We start from the raw sequence: 19226 nt of genomic DNA, 5'->3' as shown, positions 1-19226 counted from the left end.
AAGAAATTAGTGCTTGTCTTTGCTCAGCTTTTTCAGGAGTTCAGTGGTTCGGTATGGAATCACGTCACGCAAAATCATCGACGTGGACGTGCGAGTAATGCCAGGGCAGAGTCGAATTTCTTCACTGACACGGTACAGGTCATCGGGGTCAGTGGCGGAGACTCGAATCAAAAGATCGGTGTCTCCTGCTGGCGCTACGCATTCGAGGACTTCTGGAATCTGGCGCAGTGCAGCAATAGCTTCGTTCAGTGCAGCCTGATTCAGCTCGGCACTGACGAATGCGCTGACGCCGCGACCCATGGAAGCTGGCAAAATACGAGCCGTGTTTGGGCGCAGAGCCCCTGAATGAGCCAATCGCTCCAAACGAGTTTGCACTGTGCCACGAGCAAGGCCGAGCTGCTGCGCGAGCATCATAATGGGCACACGTGGGTCAGCGTCGAGGGCCAAAAGGATACGTCGGTCCGTTTCATCGAGCTGATACGTATCCGAATTCATGTGCTTGTCTCCTGTGACAGGTTGTGGTGCGCGAGCGTAAGTACCTTCTACACATTTTAGTCAATATGACCAGTTGACCCCAAATGTGTTGCACGGACTGACCGATATTGTTGCAGGACGAGCTGAATCGATAGTCCGAATGGATGTTGTAGCGCTTAATCGTCCTTTTATGCACATAACCGTGCGCTGACGCTCATTCGACAGCCAATCACAGTACCCTGTTCATATGAGGTTTTTGCGGTTGGAAGATGTGGCTGAGGAGCTAAATGTAAAGCTTCCGCAAGTTCGCGCCCTGGTTAAAAGCGGAGAACTGCCGGCCATCCAAATCGGTGGACGTGGGATGTGGCGTGTTGAGCGCGTTGAACTGGAAAACTACATCCAGCAACGCTATGCCCAAACACGCGAAGAGATCGCCAACGACTCGCAATCCTAGATCTCTGTTGCCTTGATGACATACGCTTTCAAAGCATCACACACGAACTGCGCGTGACCGCCATAATTTTTGGCGAACCGGTCATCGGCGACGTACATCTCTGCCAAAGAAATAACGTAGGTGCGACGTTGTTCCGGATCAGGGGAATCCAAAGGAGTCCCGGGTACTGAGCGCAACCAGCGAACATGTCGTCCCGCCAGATTTAGCGCTATCTCACTTTCAGGATCAATCTTGTTGGCCCCGGCGTCTACCCATGCTTGGTTCAATTCCTTTACCTGCGCAAAGAAGTCGGATTGCTCTTCTGCGTTCTTGCTTCGCCACCACTGGTTCGAAGAGTTGTAGGCTTCAGACCCCCAACGCTCAACGACTTCTTCCTTGTACTGATCGTTAAATCCGTCAAAACTCGTCTCGGGTTTCATGTTCTCTCCATTCTCTAATGCTGAAATCGTGTGTTCCAGCGCCCGAATCTGCCGGTCAATGGTGCGACGCTGCACTTGTAGTTGCTGAATATGATTGGCCAGAGCCTCACGTTCATCGCGTTGCGCTTCTAGGATTTCGGCGATGTGTTCCAGCTTCAGACCCATGTCTCTCAGAAGCAGTATTCGCTGTAATCGGATCAATTGATTTTGCGTGTAAAAGCGGTACCCATTTTGGGCAACGTGATCCGGCACCAATAAGCCGATGTGATCATAATGTCGCAAGGTGCGACTGCTAATTCCAGCAACCCGAGAAACGTAGGAAATCGAGTATTCCGTCTGTTCTGGATGCTGCATTGAGTGGTTCATAGTTCTCAAGCTACAGGTTGACGTTGCGTCAAAGTCAAGAGCCCAACTAGAACTCCTGTGAATCAAAGTGTGATTCAGCTCTCGTGGCAAAATGATGAGTTGAAAGAAAAGATTCTGTCGCTCATTGATCATATTGACTACTAGTAAAGGAGTCTGTTGCGCAAGATGAATTGTGTGTTGTTCAATGAATTTAGATGAAGTTGGAAAGGCTACCGCTGGACCAGCTACCACCTATAGCGATCGCCGACCACCTGCATCTGCCTCGTTGAACAAGCTTTGGCCACCCACGCCAGAGACCGGTGAAAGCATAACTTAGTGGCTCGTGAGCAACCCGATGAGGTTAAATGCTCACGAGCCATTGCTTTTCTCGACACGCTACTCGATCACCTTCTCCCAATTGTGCGAACGCCAGCGACAATGCCCTTTGATCTACTGTCGGTGCCAATTTTGTTGACATACCCCATGCCGTTCGCGTCAGGTTCGGCTCGCTCTGGAACAATGAACGCGTAAGAACTAGAAAGGGCGAAATGGGTTCAATGCGACGCGTCTGGCAAAACTGGTGGATGCAAATTGCTGGTGGCGTCTTGATCGCGGCCATCGTTGTGATGCCATGGTTGTGGATCGGTGAAGAAGATCATTTGATCTTGCCTCTTGCCAGTAACGACGCTCTTGGATTGATCGTTGTCTTCGCCCTAACTTCATTGCTGGGCAGCTGGCTAGTTCGCCGAATCGGGCGGGGAAGAACTGGCTTCGCTGTAGTGAGTGCGGTCGGCTTATTCCTTGGAATGTTGGCTCTGGGCGCACAGGGAATTTTGGCCACTGACCCAGATGCTTTCAGCGGGAATCTCTCGCCGACGACGACGAGGCAGTTGTGGGTATTTGGCGGCCTGTTGGTCATTGGCCAGGCATGGTATTTTCTTAGTTCAAAGTTGCCACTGCCTGTCGCAACCTTGTTTTATGCAACGCTCACTGTCAGCGTTAGCTATTGGCTACAAATTGTCGCATCGCTGATCGCCGGGGCCCAGTCTTACTATATTTATCTTTGGTACGCAGGGCCTGTGGTCCTGGGCCTGATCCTTGGATTTGTCGGATTTCTTCGCGCGGTAAACCTGATCTTTTGGGTATTTGCCTTGGCGATTCAATGGGTGATGCCGGCCGTAATTGAGAGTTCTGCCAGAGCGATTCAGTCAGAAAAGACGAGCGGTCAAGCATTGAGTGAATTCGGCAGAGAATTTGCTTCGTCGCTTGGAGAAGTTGATTGGCAAACCCCGCTGATTGTCTCTCTTGCTACCGCTATGCTCACCAGCTTCATCATCGTGATTGTTCGCAAAGTGCGACACAGATAGCCTTTGAGGCTGGGATGCTTGCAGCGCCTGGGGTGTACGCCGAACGCTTCAACCTAGAATGTACTCATGGATGAACTGCGCGAACGCGATCCCGAAGAACTGGTCCAGCCCATCATTTTACGTATCGATAAAGAGGATCCATCGACTGAAGATGAAGGGCTCTCGGCGGTTTCTCGGGCAGCAGTCATCGCCTATCTGCAAGATCCGCACAACCCGGATTGGCAGCGCTGGGCATCCCAAGCCTTTGCCAAGTCGGTGCGCCGTGCAAATCCGAAGATGTTCGCCAAAGTCTTAGAAATGTTCCCGGAGCAAATGGTCAGTGAAGTGGGTAAAGCTCAGGCGGTCGGTCTGCCACCGCTTCCGGCAGCCAACCTTCCCAAGCTCATCGCCAAATTACAGGTATCTGGAACTGAGCTTCCCAAGAGCGATGAAATCTTAAACGCTAAGGTGAGCATTGCTGTAAATGATTCATTGGAGATGTCCACCGGAAAAGCTGCGGCGCAATGCGCACATGCTCTTTTCGCTTGGCTCACGGATTCTGATGGGCAAGGCATCGAAGAATGGCTCAAGGTTCAGGCGCCAGTGGGAATCCGTCACCTTTCACGCCAAGAGTTTGACGCGCTGTCGCACAAGGCCAGCGGCCCGGTGATCCAAGACGCGGGGCGTACAGAAATTGAACCAGGATCTACGACAGCTTTTGTCTACATCCAGGAAAGCTAGTTTGTCATTATTCAGGTGCTGTCCGGAATTCCGGACAGCACCTGAATAATTTTGCTAGAACAAAGAACGGTGTTCTGCTGTGCTGGACTTATGAACGAAAACGATAAGACAGCAATGATTCAAACCGATCGTGAAGCACCACGGTATTCGGGCAGGGTGGACGGTTCTGGGGCCCAGCACTTGCGCTGGCATCAGCTCGTTACTGCCCAACAATCTGGGGATATTCAGGATTCGGTGGCGCTGCTAGGTTTTTGTTCCGACGCGGGCGTTAAACGGAACCAGGGACGAGTTGGCGCTTCGGATGCGCCGGCAGCTTTGCGTGCGGCGCTGAGTCCCATGGCCATCCATAATCAGCGTGAGCTCGTGGATTTAGGAGACGTTGTTGTTGAAGGTGACGAGCTGGAATCTGGTCAGGAACGACTGGCTGGTGCGGTAACACAAACGCTGAACTCTGGTGCATTTCCCATTGTGCTTGGTGGCGGACATGAAACCGCCTACGGCACGGGCCTGGGGTTGTTGCAACATTTGGCAGATGACCGGTCAACGAGAATCGGAATATTGAACCTCGACGCGCACTTTGATTTGCGTGATGAAAGTCAGCGAACCAGCGGCACGCCATTTTTAGATTTGTATAATCAGACGGTTCAGCAGGGCCGGGATTTCCACTATGCGGTGCTGGGCATCTCGCGACCGGGAAACACCGTGGCACTTTTTAACAAGGCTGAGGAGCTTGGTGTTCCTTATCTTCTCGACGAGGATTGCGAGCCTGCCCAAATAATAGAGTTTGTCGATGCCTTCCTTGAGCGTATTGATGTTCTCTACCTAACGATTGATTTGGATGTATTGCCGGCTAGCGTGGCGCCTGGTGTTAGTGCTCCAGCAGGTTTTGGTGTCCCTTTTGAGCGGATCCTCTCGGTATGTCGCCAAGTGGTCGCTAGCGGAAAGGTTGTCGTTGCTGATGTCGTTGAACTGAACCCGCGCTATGACATTGACTCACGTACGGCACGCAGTGCGGCTCGACTTATTTACGAAATCGCAGTGGGGTAGGAGCGACACAGATTGATTGTTTGACCCCTCAAACATTATCCTATGAGTGAGCGAAGTAATTCGCTCATGGTGCCATGCAATGAAGCGGGCAACCGAAGTAAACCATAGGATTCGAGGGGATAAGTGGAAAAGGCGACGGGTCGACGACGACCAGTTCACTGGCTAGCACTTCTGTTCCTGCCGCTCATTGTCGGCATGAGTGGATGTGCTTCGGGTGATGAAACCGATGCTGAGCGCGCCGGGTTAGCGGATTCACGACCTGTCGTGCTGACGACGTTCACGGTGCTTCAAGACATTGCCCAAAACGTCGCGGGTGGTCATCTGCGGGTAGAGTCGATCACCAAGCTTGGCGCAGAAATTCATGGCTATGAGCCAACCCCAGATGATCTACGCAGAGCATCACACGCAGATTTGATCCTAGATAATGGGTTGAATCTCGAAGCGTGGTTTTCCCAGTTCGTTCAGGAGAATTCAGCGCCACATATCACCGTGAGTGACGGTATTGAACCCATCGGTATCGTTCAAGGTGAAGGAGCGGGGAAGCCTAACCCTCACGCTTGGATGAGCCCGGTCAATGTGCAACGCTACGTTGGCACTATCGCCAATGCGTTCAGCGAACTTGACCCTGATAATGCTTCGGACTATCAAGCGAATGCCAAGGCCTACCAAACAGAACTCCAGAAAGTTCAAGACGACCTGATGACGGCGCTGGAAGAAATTCCAGAACAACAACGCGTGCTAGTGACTTGCGAAGGAGCCTTCAGCTACCTGGCGCGCGATGCCGGACTGAAAGAAAAATACCTTTGGGCGGTCAACGCTGAGTCGCAGGCAACGCCGCGAAAAGTTGCCTCGGCCATTGATTACCTTCGAGATAACCACGTTCCTGCGGTGTTCTGTGAGTCCACAGTTTCCGATGCCGCCATGCAGCGGGTCGTTGAGTCCACCGACGCGCACTTTGGCGGAACCTTGTACGTTGATTCGCTTTCTGAGCCAGGCGGCCCAGTGCCAAGTTATCTGGACTTGATCACGCATGACACGCAAATCATCGCCAGCGCATTGAAGGGTCAAACATCATGAACACGCAGAGAAACCCTGAACTGGCTATCAGCGTCACTGACGCCACCGTGCATTACGGTCAAGTGCTCGCCCTAGATCATGCGTCCTTGCAGATGGGACACGGCACGGTTTGCGGGCTTGTGGGCATGAACGGATCAGGAAAATCCACCCTCTTCAAGACCATCATGGGGCAGATCAAGCCAGATACCGGAACCGTAAAAATTTCTGGAACCGATCCATTGCAGGCGCGAAAAAACGGCAAGCTTGCCTATGTGCCACAAAGTGAGGCAGTGGATTGGAACTTCCCCATTGCCGTGCGCGACGTCGTGATGACCGGCCGGTATGGACAGATGGGCTGGACTCGTCGTGCCAAGAAAAAAGATCACGCAGCCGTGAATGAAGCACTCGAACGAGTAGAACTCACGGACTATGCTGACCGGCAGATTGGGCAACTTTCCGGGGGACAAAAGAAGCGTGCCTTTGTCGCTCGATGCATCGCCCAAGGGGCTAGCATCATGCTCCTTGATGAACCGTTTGCCGGGGTGGACAAACGTAGCGAAGCAACCATCACTAAACTCCTGCGCGAAATCGCTGATGAAGGGGCCAGTGTGCTGATTTCGACGCATGACCTCCAAGCATTGCCAGACTTGGCTGATGAAGCTGTTCTGTTGATGCGAAAAGTACTCAAGCATGGACCCCCGGAAGAAGTCCTCAGAGCAGAAAACCTAGCCTTAGCCTTTGGACTAGACCCAATGAAACGAGACGCCTCATGAACCTCATCGAATTGCTTGCCGAACCGCTGAGCTACACGTTCATGATCCGCGCACTGTCGGTAACCATCATCGCTTCAGTGTTGTGCGCGCTACTTTCATGCTGGCTGGTACTGATCGGCTGGTCTTTGATGGGCGATGCCGTCTCGCACGCAGTGCTTCCCGGGGTGGTCTTGGCCTATATCGTGGGGGCGCCTTTTGCGCTCGGCGCACTCATCTTTGGGTTCCTGGCAGTGGCGCTGATCGGGGGAGTGCGAGATACCACCCGTCTGAAAGAAGACGCCGCCATCGGTATCGTTTTCACCACGCTGTTTTCCTTTGGTCTGGTACTCATCTCGGTAACTCCCAGCCATATCGACTTGAACCACATCATCTTTGGCAACCTTTTGGGAGTCTCCTCAACAGACTTGTGGCAAGTGCTGATTCTTGGGGCGGTAACCTTCTCAATTCTGATCCTCAAACGCAAAGACTTCACGCTCTACGCCTTTGACCAGACCCATGCCCATGCACTAGGGATGAACCCGCGACTGATCGGAGCTGCGCTATTGGGGTTGCTCGCCATGACCTCAGTCGTAGCGTTGCAGGCGGTCGGAGTTATTCTCGTGGTGGCGATGCTGATCATCCCAGGTGCCACAGCATTCTTATTGACCGACAAATTTTCCAAGATGCTCATCATCGCGCCGGTGGTGGCTGCGTGTGCTGGGATTCTCGGGGTTTACGTCAGTTACTTCCTTGATGCATCCACGGGTGGCATGGTCGTTCTTGCTCAGGGGCTGATCTTTACCGTTGTCTATCTCTTTAGCCCTCGTCAGGGGTTAATCGCTACGAGAGTTGCGGCTAGAGATCGGAGGAAATCTCTAGCCTCAGCGCACCGAGCAGCTTGAGACTTTAGACGCGCCAGCGGAGTTTTCCATTGGCATCGTACTTACAGGTGTACACCTTGCCCGACTTCGCTTTTCCGCGCTTTCCTTTATCGGCATTCTTGCAGTAGGAGCCGGGATGAACGGTGCCCTTAACCAGTGATGGGGATTTCTTAGGGGCTGACTTTTTCTGGGTGTTCTTCTTCTGATTCCCCGCCGGCTTGATGGCAGTAACCTTTGCACCCTTTTGGTTTCGGCAGGTGTTAAGAACCTTGGTCATAGCGTTCTTTTCGGCCTTAGTTACCGAGAGTGCGTACTTCTTCTTGACGCTGATCTGGGTGGCTACGTATTGGCAACGAAAGCTTTTATTTTTCGGTAGCCACTCGGCAGCGTTTTTGTCGCCTTTCTTGCGGTTGGCGGAAGCATCGGCAGCGATAAGGTTCAAAGGATCATTGGCCAAAGCTTGGCGTTGAGATTGTGAAAGTTGTTGTGCACCTGAGATCCAAGCATTTTTCAGCGCAACCACGTGATCGATGTCGACGCTTCCAGACTTGACCTTCCAGTTGATCTTCTTGCTGGTGTACTTGTCGTGCAAGGTGCCAGAAGCAACGGTGCACTTCTTACGGTCTTTGAACTTCACCTTGGACATATCGCGGGAAAGGGTGTCTTGACGCTCGTCGCATTTGTCGCCGTCATAGTCTTTCCAACCGTTGCCGAATTTCTTGTTTCGGTTATAGCCAGTGGCTGGGGCCTTACCTTTGACCGGAAGGGATTTAAGCATGCTCAGTGCTTTGGGCCCATTGAGTTTTGGGCCCGGATTTACCTTGTTAGATTTGGTTGAAGCAAGCTCAATGTGCAGCTCTTCACTTGAAGTCGACGTGGGTTCAAGTACATCGGAAGCTGAGACAGTTGAGTTATCGGTATCGGATGGAACGCTGCAACCAGTTAGTACTAGAACTGCTGCGCAGAGCAGTGCGAAGAGTTTCCTTGGCAAGGCAAAGTCTTTCGTGTGATGAAGGAAGCGAGTGATGGCCAAAAAGTACTGGTGAGTTACGCAGATTGAAAGGTTGAACTTTCCAGTATGTGAGGCTGATACTTACTCTAATCCAAAATCCGACAAATAAGCGTCGGGGTCATCGAAACCTCTGCTAGGTTCCAAAAGTTTTAGCCACCGCAACGGGGATATTCTGGCGAGTTAAGACAGCGCGCACTACGGCTTGAGGGACACCCAGACGGCGCTACTCGCGCGGGCACCTAGGCGTAAGGTTGGCTTTTCCCCTGCAACACGCACGTTGGTAGTCTCGGAAAAATCTTCGGCCGAGGTCACGTTGAGTTCCACGCCGACGTGAATTCCCTGATCCGAAAAATACTGGAGAAGTTGTGAATCGTCGTCTGCAATGCGTTCAACGATGACATTGCTTCCATCTCGGGCGTCGCTCAGATTGATAGCATCAGGGATGTTGACGCGCCCTTCCGCGTTAGGGATTGGGTCTCCGTGTGGATCTCGATTGGGATGACCTAGGAGTTCATCGATACGTGTCACCATGAAATCTGAAACCGCATGTTCTAAATTTTCAGCTTCATCGTGCACTTGGTCCCAACGGTAGCCGAGCATCTGAACCAAAAACGTTTCAATCAGTCGGTGACGGCGCACCATCGTCATCGCGTAATCGCGCCCCAATTCGGTGAGTGTGACGGCACCGTAGGGTGCATGATCGAGCAGTCCCTGCTGGCGCAATTTGCTCAAAGCCCCTGAGACTGTGGAAAGTTTCATTCCCGCTTTGGTCGCGATGACGCTGGCGGTGACTGGGTCGCTGGACCATTCGTTCAGTCCATAGATGATCTTGAGATAGTTTTGCGCACTATCTGAAAGCTGATTAACCGACACGCTTACTATCTTAGCCAGCTGTAAGTCTGCGGCGCTGATCCTCTCCACATCGATCAACGGCAAAGAAGCTGAAGTCGATGTTCAGGTCGCCGTGACGACCGTAGATGAGTAGTCTTCAAGTAAGCAGTATCAATTCAAGGTACCGGCACTTTCTGATGGCTGGGCGAAGAGAAGTAGAAGGACTAAACATGCAGCAGGACATCCAGGTCACTATCGTGGGCTCAAGCAACGTGGACATTACCGCGTTGATGGCACGTCTACCAGGGCCGGGAGAGACTGTGCTGGCAGATTCCTATCAGCTTTCGCCCGGCGGCAAGGGTGCCAATCAGGCACTGGCATCGCAACTAGCTGGTGCAGCTACAGAGTTCATCGGTGCGGTTGGCAAAGATTCGCACTCCGAGGTCGCGCTCGGCCAGCTCGATGAAGCCGGAGTGAAGCTCGACCGGGTGGCTCGTAGCTCCGAACCCACCGGAGTGGCGATTATCCAGGTCGACTCCGGAGCCGAGAACTCCATCGCAGTGGTCTCCGGAGCCAACGCCACCGTGAGTGAAGAAGCCGTGAAGTCAGCCGGAGCCCTTGAAGGCATCGTGGTCTTACAGGGCGAAATCCCTGCTTCCGGCATCAAGGCCGCCATGAATGCAGCCACCGATCGTATCGTGCTGAACCTGGCGCCAGTTATTGAACTTGAGCGCGACTACTTGCTCAAGGCGAATCCACTTGTGGTGAACGAACACGAAGCCGCATTGATCTTGGCGCAGCTTGATGGCAGTGAAACCATCAGCACCGAGAGTGAACCGGTGATTGCGCAAAAACTGATGGATCATGGATTGGCTTCGCTGGTCATCACCCTTGGTGCCAACGGTTGCCTCGTAGCTGAGCCGGATTCACAGATTCAACAGCTATCGGCAGTGAAGGTCAGCGCGGTGGATACCACCGGTGCCGGTGACGCCTTTACGGGTGCTGTGGCAGCCCGATTAGCCAACGGAGATGACCTGGCTCAGGCAGCAGAATTCGCCGGCAAGTTTGCCGCCCTGACCGTGCAAGCCCACGGTGCTCAGGCTTCCTATCCAAGGAACCTTGAAAACCTCTAGAACTACGAACTATGTAAGCCCTCAAGGGAGCCTTTGTGCTGAAATCCGAAATTCTCAACGCGCCGCTTAATGGTGCGCTGGCTACTTAGGCTTGCCGATGCCCTACGCACCGGTGAATCCACTCCCTCTGAGAATGTCATTTTGCATCACGGCGTAGCTTTCGAGTGCTCCAGACACAGCGGGTGTCTGCTTTTGCTGGTACTGGACTTCTTGAATCTTGGTGCTGGTCAAAGGCAGGCAGCACACACTCCTGCACTCATACCCTTTGAAGGTTTCTTAGGTTTCAGAAATCAACTGGCTCGTACATTATCCGCGGTGGCTTTATCCAGCTCTTCCAACAAGCCAGTCAGCTCTTCCAGAGTTGGTGGCATTGCTCCAGAATGACGCACCGCCAATGCTCCTCCAGCCACCGCGCCACGCCCGAGCTGTTCCAACTGTGTTGCACATAGCGCAGTAGTTCCTTGGGCCAGCAGACCGAAAAGCAGTGAAGACATGAAGGAATCGCCGGCGCCGATAGTATCGGCTACTTCACTGCGCACGGCAGGGATTTCTATTTGCTCGGCGCGAGTGGTTAGCACCGCACCGTCGGCCCCGCGGGTTAGCACCACCAGCGTTGGGCCGAGCTCAAGAATTGTGCTGGCCACGGCCTCCAGACCAAGCCCTGGGTATAGCCAGTGAGAATCTTCGTCGCTGAGTTTCACCACATCGCACGATGACGCAGTACGTTCAAATGTCGCCAGTGCCTTTCTATGTTCGCCGAGCAGGGCAGGCCGAATATTTGGATCATAGGTCACCAAAGCGTGGCCTTTGGCTTGGGATAAAATGGATGCGACCACTTCGGCGCCGGGCTCCAGAAAAGTACCGATGGATCCGGCGTGCACAATCCTTGGCATCGGGTCCAGCCAGTATGGTGCTAGGTCCCAGACGATATCAAATTCATAGCGGGCCGAACCATCGGTGGCCAATAGCGCGGTAGCTGAGGCTGTGCGGTCCAGATTTATGCACCCAGACCTTAACTTAACGTTGGCGGCGCCTAGATGGTCCTGAATTCTTGAGCCAAACTCGTCATCTCCCAGCGCTGTAAGTAATTCGGTGTCAACGCCGAGTCGGCCCAAACCAAAGGCCACATTGGCCGGCGATCCGCCGGGATGGGAAATGGTTCCCTGATCGGTCGCGACAATATCGATCAGGGCTTCGCCGATGACCAGTATCTTAGGGGAATCAGCGTGTGTGTGGGCGGTATTCATCAGGGATCTCTCTACTGTGCGACGTGTCGTGATGTTTTGGCGGAAGGCTATGGCCGAGAAGTAGGCACTGCACACGGCGTTTTCCGTGCGCAGTGCCCATGAATATTATTGGGCTTCGGTCGGCCTTAGGCGCTGGCTGCACCGGTCATGATCGCTACCGCGTCGGTCATGCTGTGTGACTGAGGTGTAATTGTGGCCGCGCACTTTCCCAGGCGCTGGATATGAATACGGTCGGCGACGTCAAAAACGTGTGGCATATTGTGGCTGATCAAGATCACCGGCAACCCACGCTCACGCAGATCACGCACGAGTTGGAGCACTTGATTTGATTCTCGCACACCTAGCGCCGCAGTAGGCTCATCAAGGACAACGACCTTGGAACCGAAGGCTGCCGCGCGAGCCACGGCAACCGCTTGGCGCTGACCACCGGAGAGGTTCTCCACCGGAACAGTGACATCCTGAAGGGTAGAGATGCCCAGGCGCGTCAGTTCTTCACGCGCCTGCTTACGCATCCCCTTGCTATCGAGCATTCGCAATACGCTGCCCAACAACCCGGGCTTGCGGGTTTCGCGACCTAAGAACAGATTGGATGCCACATCCAAGGCGGGAGAAACCGCTAAATTCTGGTATACGGTTTCAATCCCGTGAGCGCGCGCATCCTGCGGACGCTTGAATGCGACCTGTTCTCCGGAAACATAGAGCTCACCGGAATCCGGTACCTCGGCACCGGTCAAACATTTGATCAAGGTGGACTTTCCGGCTCCGTTATCACCGATGACCGCGAGTACTTCGCCAGGATATAGATCGAGGCTTACACCGTCCAGACCAACCACGCGGCCGAAGGTCTTGACCAGGTTGCGGGCCCGAAGGATTGGTTCGCGGGTATCAACTTTAGAAGTTACTGATTCAGTCATGGTCATGACTTCGCCTTTCGAATCCACTGGTCAACCGACACAGCAACGATGATCAAGATACCTACGGCTAGGGTTTGGTAGAGCACGTCTAGGCCGGCAAGCGACAGGCCGTTGCGGAAGACACCGACAATCAGTGCTCCGAGCAAGGTGCCCCAGACTGAACCGCGACCACCGAAGAGGCTGGTTCCACCGATCACCACGGCTGTGATTGAGTCGAGGTTCAAATCTAGACCCGCGTTGGGGCTCGCGGAATTAGTGCGGCCGATCTGCAACCAAGCGCAAATCGCTAAGACCGCACCAGCAGCGAGGTACACGCTCATCAAAACGCGGTTCACTGGGATACCGGCCAGACGGGCTGCTTCCTTATCGTCACCCACGGCGTAGACGTGTCGACCCCAGGCGGTCTTGCCAAGGATGTAGGCGATTACTAAGTACAAAGCCAACATGACGATCACGCCGGTGGAGATACGCACCGAACCGATCGGGAAGGTAGTCCCGGTCCAGGTCAACAATGCAGGCATATCACTGCCGCGGACCGTAGCACCGTGCGAGTAGAGCAACGTCAGGGCCAGATAGACGTTGAGGGTTCCTAGGGTGACGATGAATGGTGGCAGCTTGAAGCGGGTTACCAAGAAACCATTAATTGCCCCTGTCGCAAGACCAGCCAACAGACCGATCAGCAGAGCAAGAAGGGCGGGAATTCCCTGATTTACTGCCGTCTGCGCCATGACCATCGAGGCCAAGATCATGCCAGCACCTACCGACAGGTCAATGCCGGCTGTGAGGATAATTAACGTCTGTGCGATGGCGATCGTGCCAACCACCGAGACTTGCTGGGTGATTAGCGACAGGTTTTCTACGCGCAGGAAACGCTCGTTGAGTAGTCCGAAGACGATTACCGAAATAATCAGCACGAGTGCTGGGCTTAACGCTGGGTAGCGGTGCAGGGCTTGTCGTACCTTACCCAGTGTTGTTTGGCGGTCAAGGAATTCTTCGGCTAGGTCAACTTTCCCAGCGTTGGGGGGACTGACGGTATGTTGCTGTGTCACGATTAATCCTGATCTTTAGGTCGGTGCAATCCGCGGGGCTACTTGCCCCAGCAGATTTCTGATGCTTCCGCAGCGTCGATGCTCTCCACACCGCTCACCTTTTCTTCGGTAACCAGTTTGCTGCCGGTGTTGAAGAAGTCCAGGCCGTCGGAGGTCTCTGGCTTCTCGCCGGTTTCGGCCAGCTTGGTGATCGCTTCGACACCCAGCTCAGCCATCTTCACCGGGTACTGCTGCGCAGTGGCATCGATGATGCCCTCCTTGACGTTGGAAACACCCGAGCAGCCACCGTCGATGGAGACCACGAGGGTGTCCTTCTCCTTGCCCGCGGCCTTCAGCGCCTCGTAAGCGCCGGCAGCGGCTGGTTCGTTGATGGTGTAAACGACATTGATATCCGGGTTGGCAGCCAACAGGGTTTCCATTGCGGTGCGTCCGCCGTCTTCGGCGCCCTGGGATGCCTGGTTGCCTGCGATTTCGTAATCGCCGCCCTTGCCACCGGTGTACTTGCCCGATTTGGCTTCGTCGCCGTTGACCTTTTCGTCAGCGGTGTCGATGCCCAGGCCCTTGAGGAATCCTTGGTTACGGGTGTAGTCCACGGAGACGAGCTTGTCATCGAAGAGGTCGACCATGCCGATGACGGCCTTTTTGCCGTCCAGCTTCTCGGCGGTCCACCGGCCGATCTGCTCACCAGCGGCGAAGTTGTCGGTGGCGAAGGTGATGTCAGCGGCATCGGCAGGATCTGGCGGGGTGTCCAGTGCGATGACGTAGAGGCCGGCATCGCGGGCCTTCTTCAGCGCGTCGACCACCGAGGGGCCGTTCGGGGTGATCAAGATTCCCTTGTCGCCGTCGGAGATGGCGTTTTCGATGGCCTGGATCTGGGTGGCTTCGTCGCCATCGGATTTTCCGGCGGCCAGTTTCAGATCCACGCCGCTGGTTTCAGCTGCTTTCTTGGCGCCGTCCTGCATGGAAACGAAGAATGGGTTGGTGGTGGTTTTAACGATCAGCGAGACACCGACATTGCCGTCGTCCGATGCGTCTGCGGATGAATCACCCGAGCAGGCGGACAGCGACAGGGCGGCGAGCCCCAAGACTGCTCCTGCTGCCAACATGCGGGTGGTGCGGGTGCGACGAGTGGTAAAACTTGCCATTTGGTGCTCCTTTGCGAGTGGGCTTCACTGATGCCCTGACAACGTGATCATGTAGAATGTAAGCTGGATCACAAACGGTAGTCAATAGAAAGAAGAAAAGATTTGACAACGATGTCAAAACCCAGTGTCGGCGGCGGGGCTAAAACCCGCCCAACTATGCGACATGTGGCAGCTTTGGCCGGCGTTGGCATCAAAACTGTTTCACGCGTCATGAACGAGGAACCTGGAGTCTCTGAGTCCACCAGAGAGAAGGTTCTGCTCGCTTCAAAGCAGCTGAACTATGAATTGGATGTCACCGCAGGAAGCTTGCGCCGCTCAAGCAGGCGCACCCAAACGGTGGGCCTGCTGCTTCCCAGCGTCTCCAACCCATTCAGTGCCGAAATCCATCGGGCCATGGAAGATGCACTGAGCCTGAAGGGCGTAGCAGTTTTTGCTGCCAGCCTGGACGATGAGCCCGAGCGTGAAGAGGCGATGGTCCGCGCGTTCCTCGGGCGCCGTGTTGACGGCATGGTGCTCACGCCCATCGCGAGCAATCAGGCTCATGTGATCCCGGAGCACTCCCGGGACTTGCCGGTGGTTTTCATTGACCGCGAACCGGCAGGTCTTACGGCGGACGCCGTGGTGACGGACAACGCCGTGGGTGGCGCCAAGGCGGCACGGCATTTATTCGACGTCGGACATCGGAAGATTGCTTATCTCGGTGACCGAACGGATATCCAAACAGCGCGGGAGCGTCGCCGGGGGTTCATCGACGCGCTGGGTGAACTTGGTGTTTCGACAGCCAGTGTTCCCGTGAGGGAGAACCTGCATGATGTTGAAAGCGCCCGGCTTGCAGCCGTTGAAATCCTCACCTCCAGTGATCCGCCCACGGCCTTGTTCTCCAGCCAGAACCTTGTGACCTTCGGGTGCATGAGGGCCCTGCGCGAACTGGGGTTAAGCCACACGGTGGCACTGGTCGGATTCGATGACTTCACGCTCTCGGACATGATGGACCCGGGGGTTACCGTGATCGCCCAGCACCCGGAAAAGATCGGCGCGCTGGCTGCCGAGCGGCTCATGGCCAGGATTGAAGGCGATATCCAGCCGCCCAAAACCTACATTATTGAAACCACCTTGATTATTCGCGGCTCCGGGGAAATCCGGCCCGCAAGCTAATCGCCTCACCCGCTAGGAAGGATAATCCGTGGAGCAGAAGACCCTCTATGCAGAATTCACTGTCAAGGAAGGCAGTGAAGCACGCGTGGCAGAAATGATGAATGAACTTGCGCAGAAGGTGCGCGAAGAACCAGGGAATATCCTCTTCCTTCCCTACGTACGCGAAGAACGGCCACGCGAATACTTCGTCTTCGAGATCTACGCCGACGAGCAGGCATTCCAGGAGCACATTACGGCCGACTACGGTGCGGTCTTCAATGGCGAGCTCGCCGAGCATATCGAAGGAGACGCCTCGGAATTGACCTGGCTTCGCCCGGTCGAATAGCAGGTCATAGAGCCAGGACAGAGCCTCGCCAGCGGTGGCTGGTGGGGCTAATTTTCATGCAACAATTAGCCTCTGACCTGTAAAATAATACTTTTCGGGGACTCTTGAATTGTCTGCTGGACTTCGCTTACAGTCCTTGCTGTCGACAACGTTGTCCACAACGTCGCCCTTCAACCAGAGAGTCCAGCGATGCCTCAATGTACTGCTCGAACTAAGCAATCGATCTCGCTTGTCACCGCCGCCAGCCTGTGCTTGGGCGCGGGGCTAATCAGCGCTATGCCAGCTGCCGCCGCAGAACTGGGTGATGAACCCTACCGTCCCGGGATCCACTTCAGCCCAGAAAAGAACTGGATGAACGACCCCAACGGCATGGTTTATTACAAGGGCGTCTACCACCTGTACTTCCAGCACAATCCCAAAGGCAATGTCTGGGGAAATATGTCCTGGGGGCACGCCACCTCCAAGGACCTGGTGCACTGGGAACAACAGCCCCTGGCCATTGCGGGCGATGCAGAAGAAGACGTATTCTCGGGCAGCGTTGTCGTAGACGCCAAAAACACCTCAGGGCTTGGCACCGCCAAGAATCCGCCACTGATTGCCGTCTACACCAGCGCATACAAGGCAGGATCCGAACATGCCGGACTGCAAGCGCAATCCCTGGCCTACAGCCTGGATGACGGGCTGACCTGGACCAAATACAAGAACAACCCAGTGCTCAACCGCAACTCGGCCAACTTCCGCGACCCCAAAGTCTTCTGGTACACCGGCAAAGACGGCCAGGGCTACTGGGTGATGACGGCGGTGGAAGCCACCGATCACAAGGCAGTGCTCTACAAGTCCAAGAACCTCAAGGACTGGACCAAGCTCAGCGAATTCGGCCCGGCCAACGCCACCGGCGGCGTCTGGGAATGCCCGGATCTGTTCCCACTGGCAGTCGATGGCGACCCGAACAACGTCAAATGGGTCATGGTCATCAACATGAACCCGGGCGGCGTCTCCGGCGGTTCCGCCGGCCAATACTTCGTCGGCGACTTCGACGGCACCACCTTCACCTCGGAAACCACCAAGCCTGCGCCCACCATGCCGGAAGGCGAACTGCTGGCCGGGTTCAACGACGGCACCTACGACGGCTGGAGCGTCACCAACGATCCGAACAGCGACCAGGCAGGGCCCTTCGGAACCAAGCCAGTGGCCGGAACCGTTCCGGGGCAACAAGAAGTCACCGGCTACCAGGGCGCAGGACTGGTGAATTCCTTCCTTGGCTCTGACCAGCCAACAGGCACCATGCTCTCCGACCCGTTCACCGTAGACCACGACTACCTGAACTTCCTGGTCGGTGGCGGCAAGCATGCACGCGTCAGCGACAAGCGGGATAACAAGGCCCCGGGAGGCGACTTGCTCTTCGAGGGATTCGAAATCCCAGAAGGCTCCGACCTGTCAGAATTCGGCTGGAGTGGAACCGGCTCGCTGGTTCCAGAGAACCTGCCCTTCGCCGGCGGCGGCAACATGGCCATCGGTAGCCATGTCATCAACACCTGGGAAGCCGGCGGTGGCGGCGATGACCTGACGGGCACCGCAACGTCACCGGAATTCACCATCACCAAGCAGCGGATCGGCATGCTGATCGGCGGCGGACACCGGCGCAACGATCCAAGCCAAAAACTTGAAGTCCAGCTGATGGTCAACGGCGACGTGGTCCAGTCCCTGGCCGGTGACAACGCTGGTGCGATGAACTGGAAGTCCTTCGACACCGCCAGCTATGCAGGGCAGAAAGCCCAGATCCGGGTCGTGGACCAGGCCACCGGCGGCTGGGGCCACCTGACCCTGGATCACCTCGTGCAAACCGATGAAGAAGTCGTTCCGCGCTCCGATGAAACCACCGTCAACCTGGTGGTGGATGACAAGACGGTGCGTACGGCCACGGGTACGGACAGCGAGAGCCTGGACTTTGCCTCATGGAACGTGAAGGAATTCGCCGGCAAGCAGGCCCAAATCGAAATTGTCGATAACAACAAGGAAGGCTGGGGCCACATCCTGGCCGACGAATTCACCCAGTCCAATACTGCGGCCAAGTCATCCCTGGAGAACTATGACTGGCTGGACTACGGGCGCGACTACTATGCGACCGTGTCCTTCGGCAACATGCCACAGGACCAGCGCATCATGCTGGGATGGATGAACAACTGGGACTACGCCAACGACATCCCAACCTCGCCATGGCGCAGCGCCATGACGCTGCCGCGCAAGGTGGGCCTAACTCAAACCGCTGATGGTCCCCGTTTGACCCAGGCGCCAGTGAAACAGGTCAGCAAGCTCGGCGGCAAGCCGAAGTACTTGGAAACCAACAAGACCATCACCGAGGGAACCCGCACGCTGCCACAGCAAGCAGCTGGATCCATCGCGCAAGTCGACGTGGTCCTTGATCCCGGCACCGCCAAGACCTCGGGCATTACCGTTCATGGCGATGCCAACAGCTCCACGGTGATCGGCTACGACGCGGACAGCAAAAAGGTCTATGTCGACCGCAGCAACTCGGGCAATGTCGGATTCCATCCTGCCTTTGCCTCGGTTGAAGAGATGCCGGTCGAGCTGAACAGCAACGGGGAAGTGACCCTGCGGGTTTACCTCGACCGTTCCTCGGTGGAAGTCTTCGCTCAGAATGGCCAGCGAACCCTGACCGACCAGGTCTTCCCTAATGCGGGGGCCGACCAGCTTGGCGTCTTCGCCAACGGTGGCACGGCGAAGCTGAAGTCGCTGAAGGTGACCGAGCTGCAGCCGTCGATGTTCACCTCGGCAACGAACTAGGACAGCAGCTGCAGCAAACACGGTGGATGCTCTCACGTCGCACAGGACGTGGCAGCATCCACCGTGTTGCTTAAAGCCGCAGCACAGCCTCAAGA

The 19226-nt window shown here is 55.3% G+C and carries 19 protein-coding genes; 11 read left to right on the top strand and 8 right to left on the bottom strand.

What is annotated here, in order from left to right; genetic code table 11:
• Window positions 1-6 precede the first annotated feature (6 nt).
• Window positions 7-495 carry an Lrp/AsnC family transcriptional regulator gene (locus tag QMQ05_RS13730; protein WP_058256393.1) on the bottom strand — a complete coding sequence of 163 codons (489 nt, stop codon included), beginning with the start codon at window positions 493-495 and terminating at the stop codon, window positions 7-9.
• Window positions 496-721: 226 nt separating this feature from the next.
• Between QMQ05_RS13730 and QMQ05_RS13725 the strand changes: the two genes are divergently transcribed.
• Window positions 722-928 (top strand): helix-turn-helix domain-containing protein, encoded by a 207-nt coding sequence (locus QMQ05_RS13725; RefSeq protein WP_060702575.1) that lies wholly within the window; start codon window positions 722-724, stop codon window positions 926-928.
• Here the strand turns inward: QMQ05_RS13725 and QMQ05_RS13720 are convergent.
• Window positions 925-1701 carry a MerR family transcriptional regulator gene (locus QMQ05_RS13720; RefSeq protein WP_345470875.1) on the bottom strand — a complete coding sequence of 259 codons (777 nt, stop codon included), beginning with the start codon at window positions 1699-1701 and terminating at the stop codon, window positions 925-927. The genes QMQ05_RS13725 and QMQ05_RS13720 overlap by 4 nt on opposite strands.
• A gap of 539 nt (window positions 1702-2240) precedes the next feature.
• Here QMQ05_RS13720 and QMQ05_RS13715 point away from each other — a divergent pair.
• From QMQ05_RS13715 to QMQ05_RS13690, 6 genes are all read left to right on the top strand, one after another.
• Window positions 2241-3059 (top strand): hypothetical protein, encoded by an 819-nt coding sequence (locus tag QMQ05_RS13715; RefSeq protein ID WP_345470874.1) that lies wholly within the window; start codon window positions 2241-2243, stop codon window positions 3057-3059.
• Between the two features lie 66 nt (window positions 3060-3125).
• Window positions 3126-3779: a peptidyl-tRNA hydrolase gene (locus QMQ05_RS13710; protein ID WP_345470872.1), complete on the top strand. Its 654-nt coding sequence runs from the start codon at window positions 3126-3128 to the stop codon at window positions 3777-3779.
• A 114-nt stretch (window positions 3780-3893) separates the two neighbouring features.
• Window positions 3894-4826, top strand: a complete 933-nt coding sequence (gene hutG / locus QMQ05_RS13705; RefSeq protein ID WP_345470870.1) for a formimidoylglutamase — start codon at window positions 3894-3896, stop codon at window positions 4824-4826.
• Between the two features lie 195 nt (window positions 4827-5021).
• Window positions 5022-5903 (top strand): metal ABC transporter substrate-binding protein, encoded by an 882-nt coding sequence (locus tag QMQ05_RS13700; protein ID WP_345474759.1) that lies wholly within the window; start codon window positions 5022-5024, stop codon window positions 5901-5903.
• On the top strand, window positions 5900-6655 hold the full coding sequence (locus QMQ05_RS13695; protein WP_345470868.1) for a metal ABC transporter ATP-binding protein: 756 nt from the start codon (window positions 5900-5902) through the stop codon (window positions 6653-6655). The genes QMQ05_RS13700 and QMQ05_RS13695 overlap by 4 nt, the downstream gene beginning before the upstream one ends.
• Window positions 6652-7536, top strand: a complete 885-nt coding sequence (locus QMQ05_RS13690; RefSeq protein ID WP_334122984.1) for a metal ABC transporter permease — start codon at window positions 6652-6654, stop codon at window positions 7534-7536. The genes QMQ05_RS13695 and QMQ05_RS13690 overlap by 4 nt, the downstream gene beginning before the upstream one ends.
• A 4-nt stretch (window positions 7537-7540) precedes the next feature.
• Here QMQ05_RS13690 and QMQ05_RS13685 read toward each other — a convergent pair whose 3' ends face one another.
• Both QMQ05_RS13685 and QMQ05_RS13680 read right to left on the bottom strand, forming a co-directional pair.
• On the bottom strand, window positions 7541-8506 hold the full coding sequence (locus tag QMQ05_RS13685; RefSeq protein WP_058256385.1) for an HNH endonuclease family protein: 966 nt from the start codon (window positions 8504-8506) through the stop codon (window positions 7541-7543).
• Between the two features lie 216 nt (window positions 8507-8722).
• The gene (locus QMQ05_RS13680; protein WP_058256384.1) at window positions 8723-9400 is read right to left on the bottom strand and encodes a metal-dependent transcriptional regulator; all 678 of its coding nucleotides are present in this window, start codon (window positions 9398-9400) and stop codon (window positions 8723-8725) included.
• Window positions 9401-9588: 188 nt separating this feature from the next.
• Here QMQ05_RS13680 and QMQ05_RS13675 point away from each other — a divergent pair, with 188 nt between their 5' ends.
• Entirely contained in the window at window positions 9589-10491 is a 903-nt protein-coding gene (locus QMQ05_RS13675) for a ribokinase (protein WP_345470863.1), read from the top strand.
• 290 nt (window positions 10492-10781) lie between these two features.
• On the opposite strand, the gene QMQ05_RS13670 is transcribed toward QMQ05_RS13675, so the two are convergent.
• The 4 genes from QMQ05_RS13670 to QMQ05_RS13655 form a co-directional block, all read right to left on the bottom strand.
• Window positions 10782-11738: a carbohydrate kinase family protein gene (locus QMQ05_RS13670; RefSeq protein ID WP_345470861.1), complete on the bottom strand. Its 957-nt coding sequence runs from the start codon at window positions 11736-11738 to the stop codon at window positions 10782-10784.
• 125 nt (window positions 11739-11863) lie between these two features.
• The gene (locus QMQ05_RS13665) at window positions 11864-12652 is read right to left on the bottom strand and encodes an ATP-binding cassette domain-containing protein (RefSeq protein WP_434063150.1); all 789 of its coding nucleotides are present in this window, start codon (window positions 12650-12652) and stop codon (window positions 11864-11866) included.
• 2 nt (window positions 12653-12654) lie between these two features.
• On the bottom strand, window positions 12655-13701 hold the full coding sequence (locus tag QMQ05_RS13660; RefSeq protein WP_058256380.1) for an ABC transporter permease: 1047 nt from the start codon (window positions 13699-13701) through the stop codon (window positions 12655-12657).
• A 38-nt stretch (window positions 13702-13739) separates the two neighbouring features.
• On the bottom strand, window positions 13740-14846 hold the full coding sequence (locus QMQ05_RS13655) for a substrate-binding domain-containing protein (protein ID WP_334122987.1): 1107 nt from the start codon (window positions 14844-14846) through the stop codon (window positions 13740-13742).
• A 156-nt stretch (window positions 14847-15002) separates the two neighbouring features.
• Here QMQ05_RS13655 and QMQ05_RS13650 point away from each other — a divergent pair, with 156 nt between their 5' ends.
• From QMQ05_RS13650 to QMQ05_RS13640, 3 genes are all read left to right on the top strand, one after another.
• Complete coding sequence (locus tag QMQ05_RS13650; protein ID WP_334123014.1) at window positions 15003-16001, top strand: LacI family DNA-binding transcriptional regulator; 999 nt, start codon at window positions 15003-15005, stop codon at window positions 15999-16001.
• A gap of 94 nt (window positions 16002-16095) precedes the next feature.
• The gene (locus tag QMQ05_RS13645; RefSeq protein ID WP_239543862.1) at window positions 16096-16326 is read left to right on the top strand and encodes a putative quinol monooxygenase; all 231 of its coding nucleotides are present in this window, start codon (window positions 16096-16098) and stop codon (window positions 16324-16326) included.
• A gap of 189 nt (window positions 16327-16515) precedes the next feature.
• Window positions 16516-19131 (top strand): GH32 C-terminal domain-containing protein, encoded by a 2616-nt coding sequence (locus QMQ05_RS13640; protein WP_434063149.1) that lies wholly within the window; start codon window positions 16516-16518, stop codon window positions 19129-19131.
• Window positions 19132-19226 lie beyond the last annotated feature (95 nt).

Origin of the sequence: Glutamicibacter sp. B1 (genome assembly GCF_039602135.1) — a bacterium.
GTDB classification, from domain to species: domain Bacteria; phylum Actinomycetota; class Actinomycetes; order Actinomycetales; family Micrococcaceae; genus Glutamicibacter; species Glutamicibacter ectropisis.
Note: the sequence above shows the minus strand (reverse complement) of the source record. Positions and strands in the feature narration are given on the sequence as shown.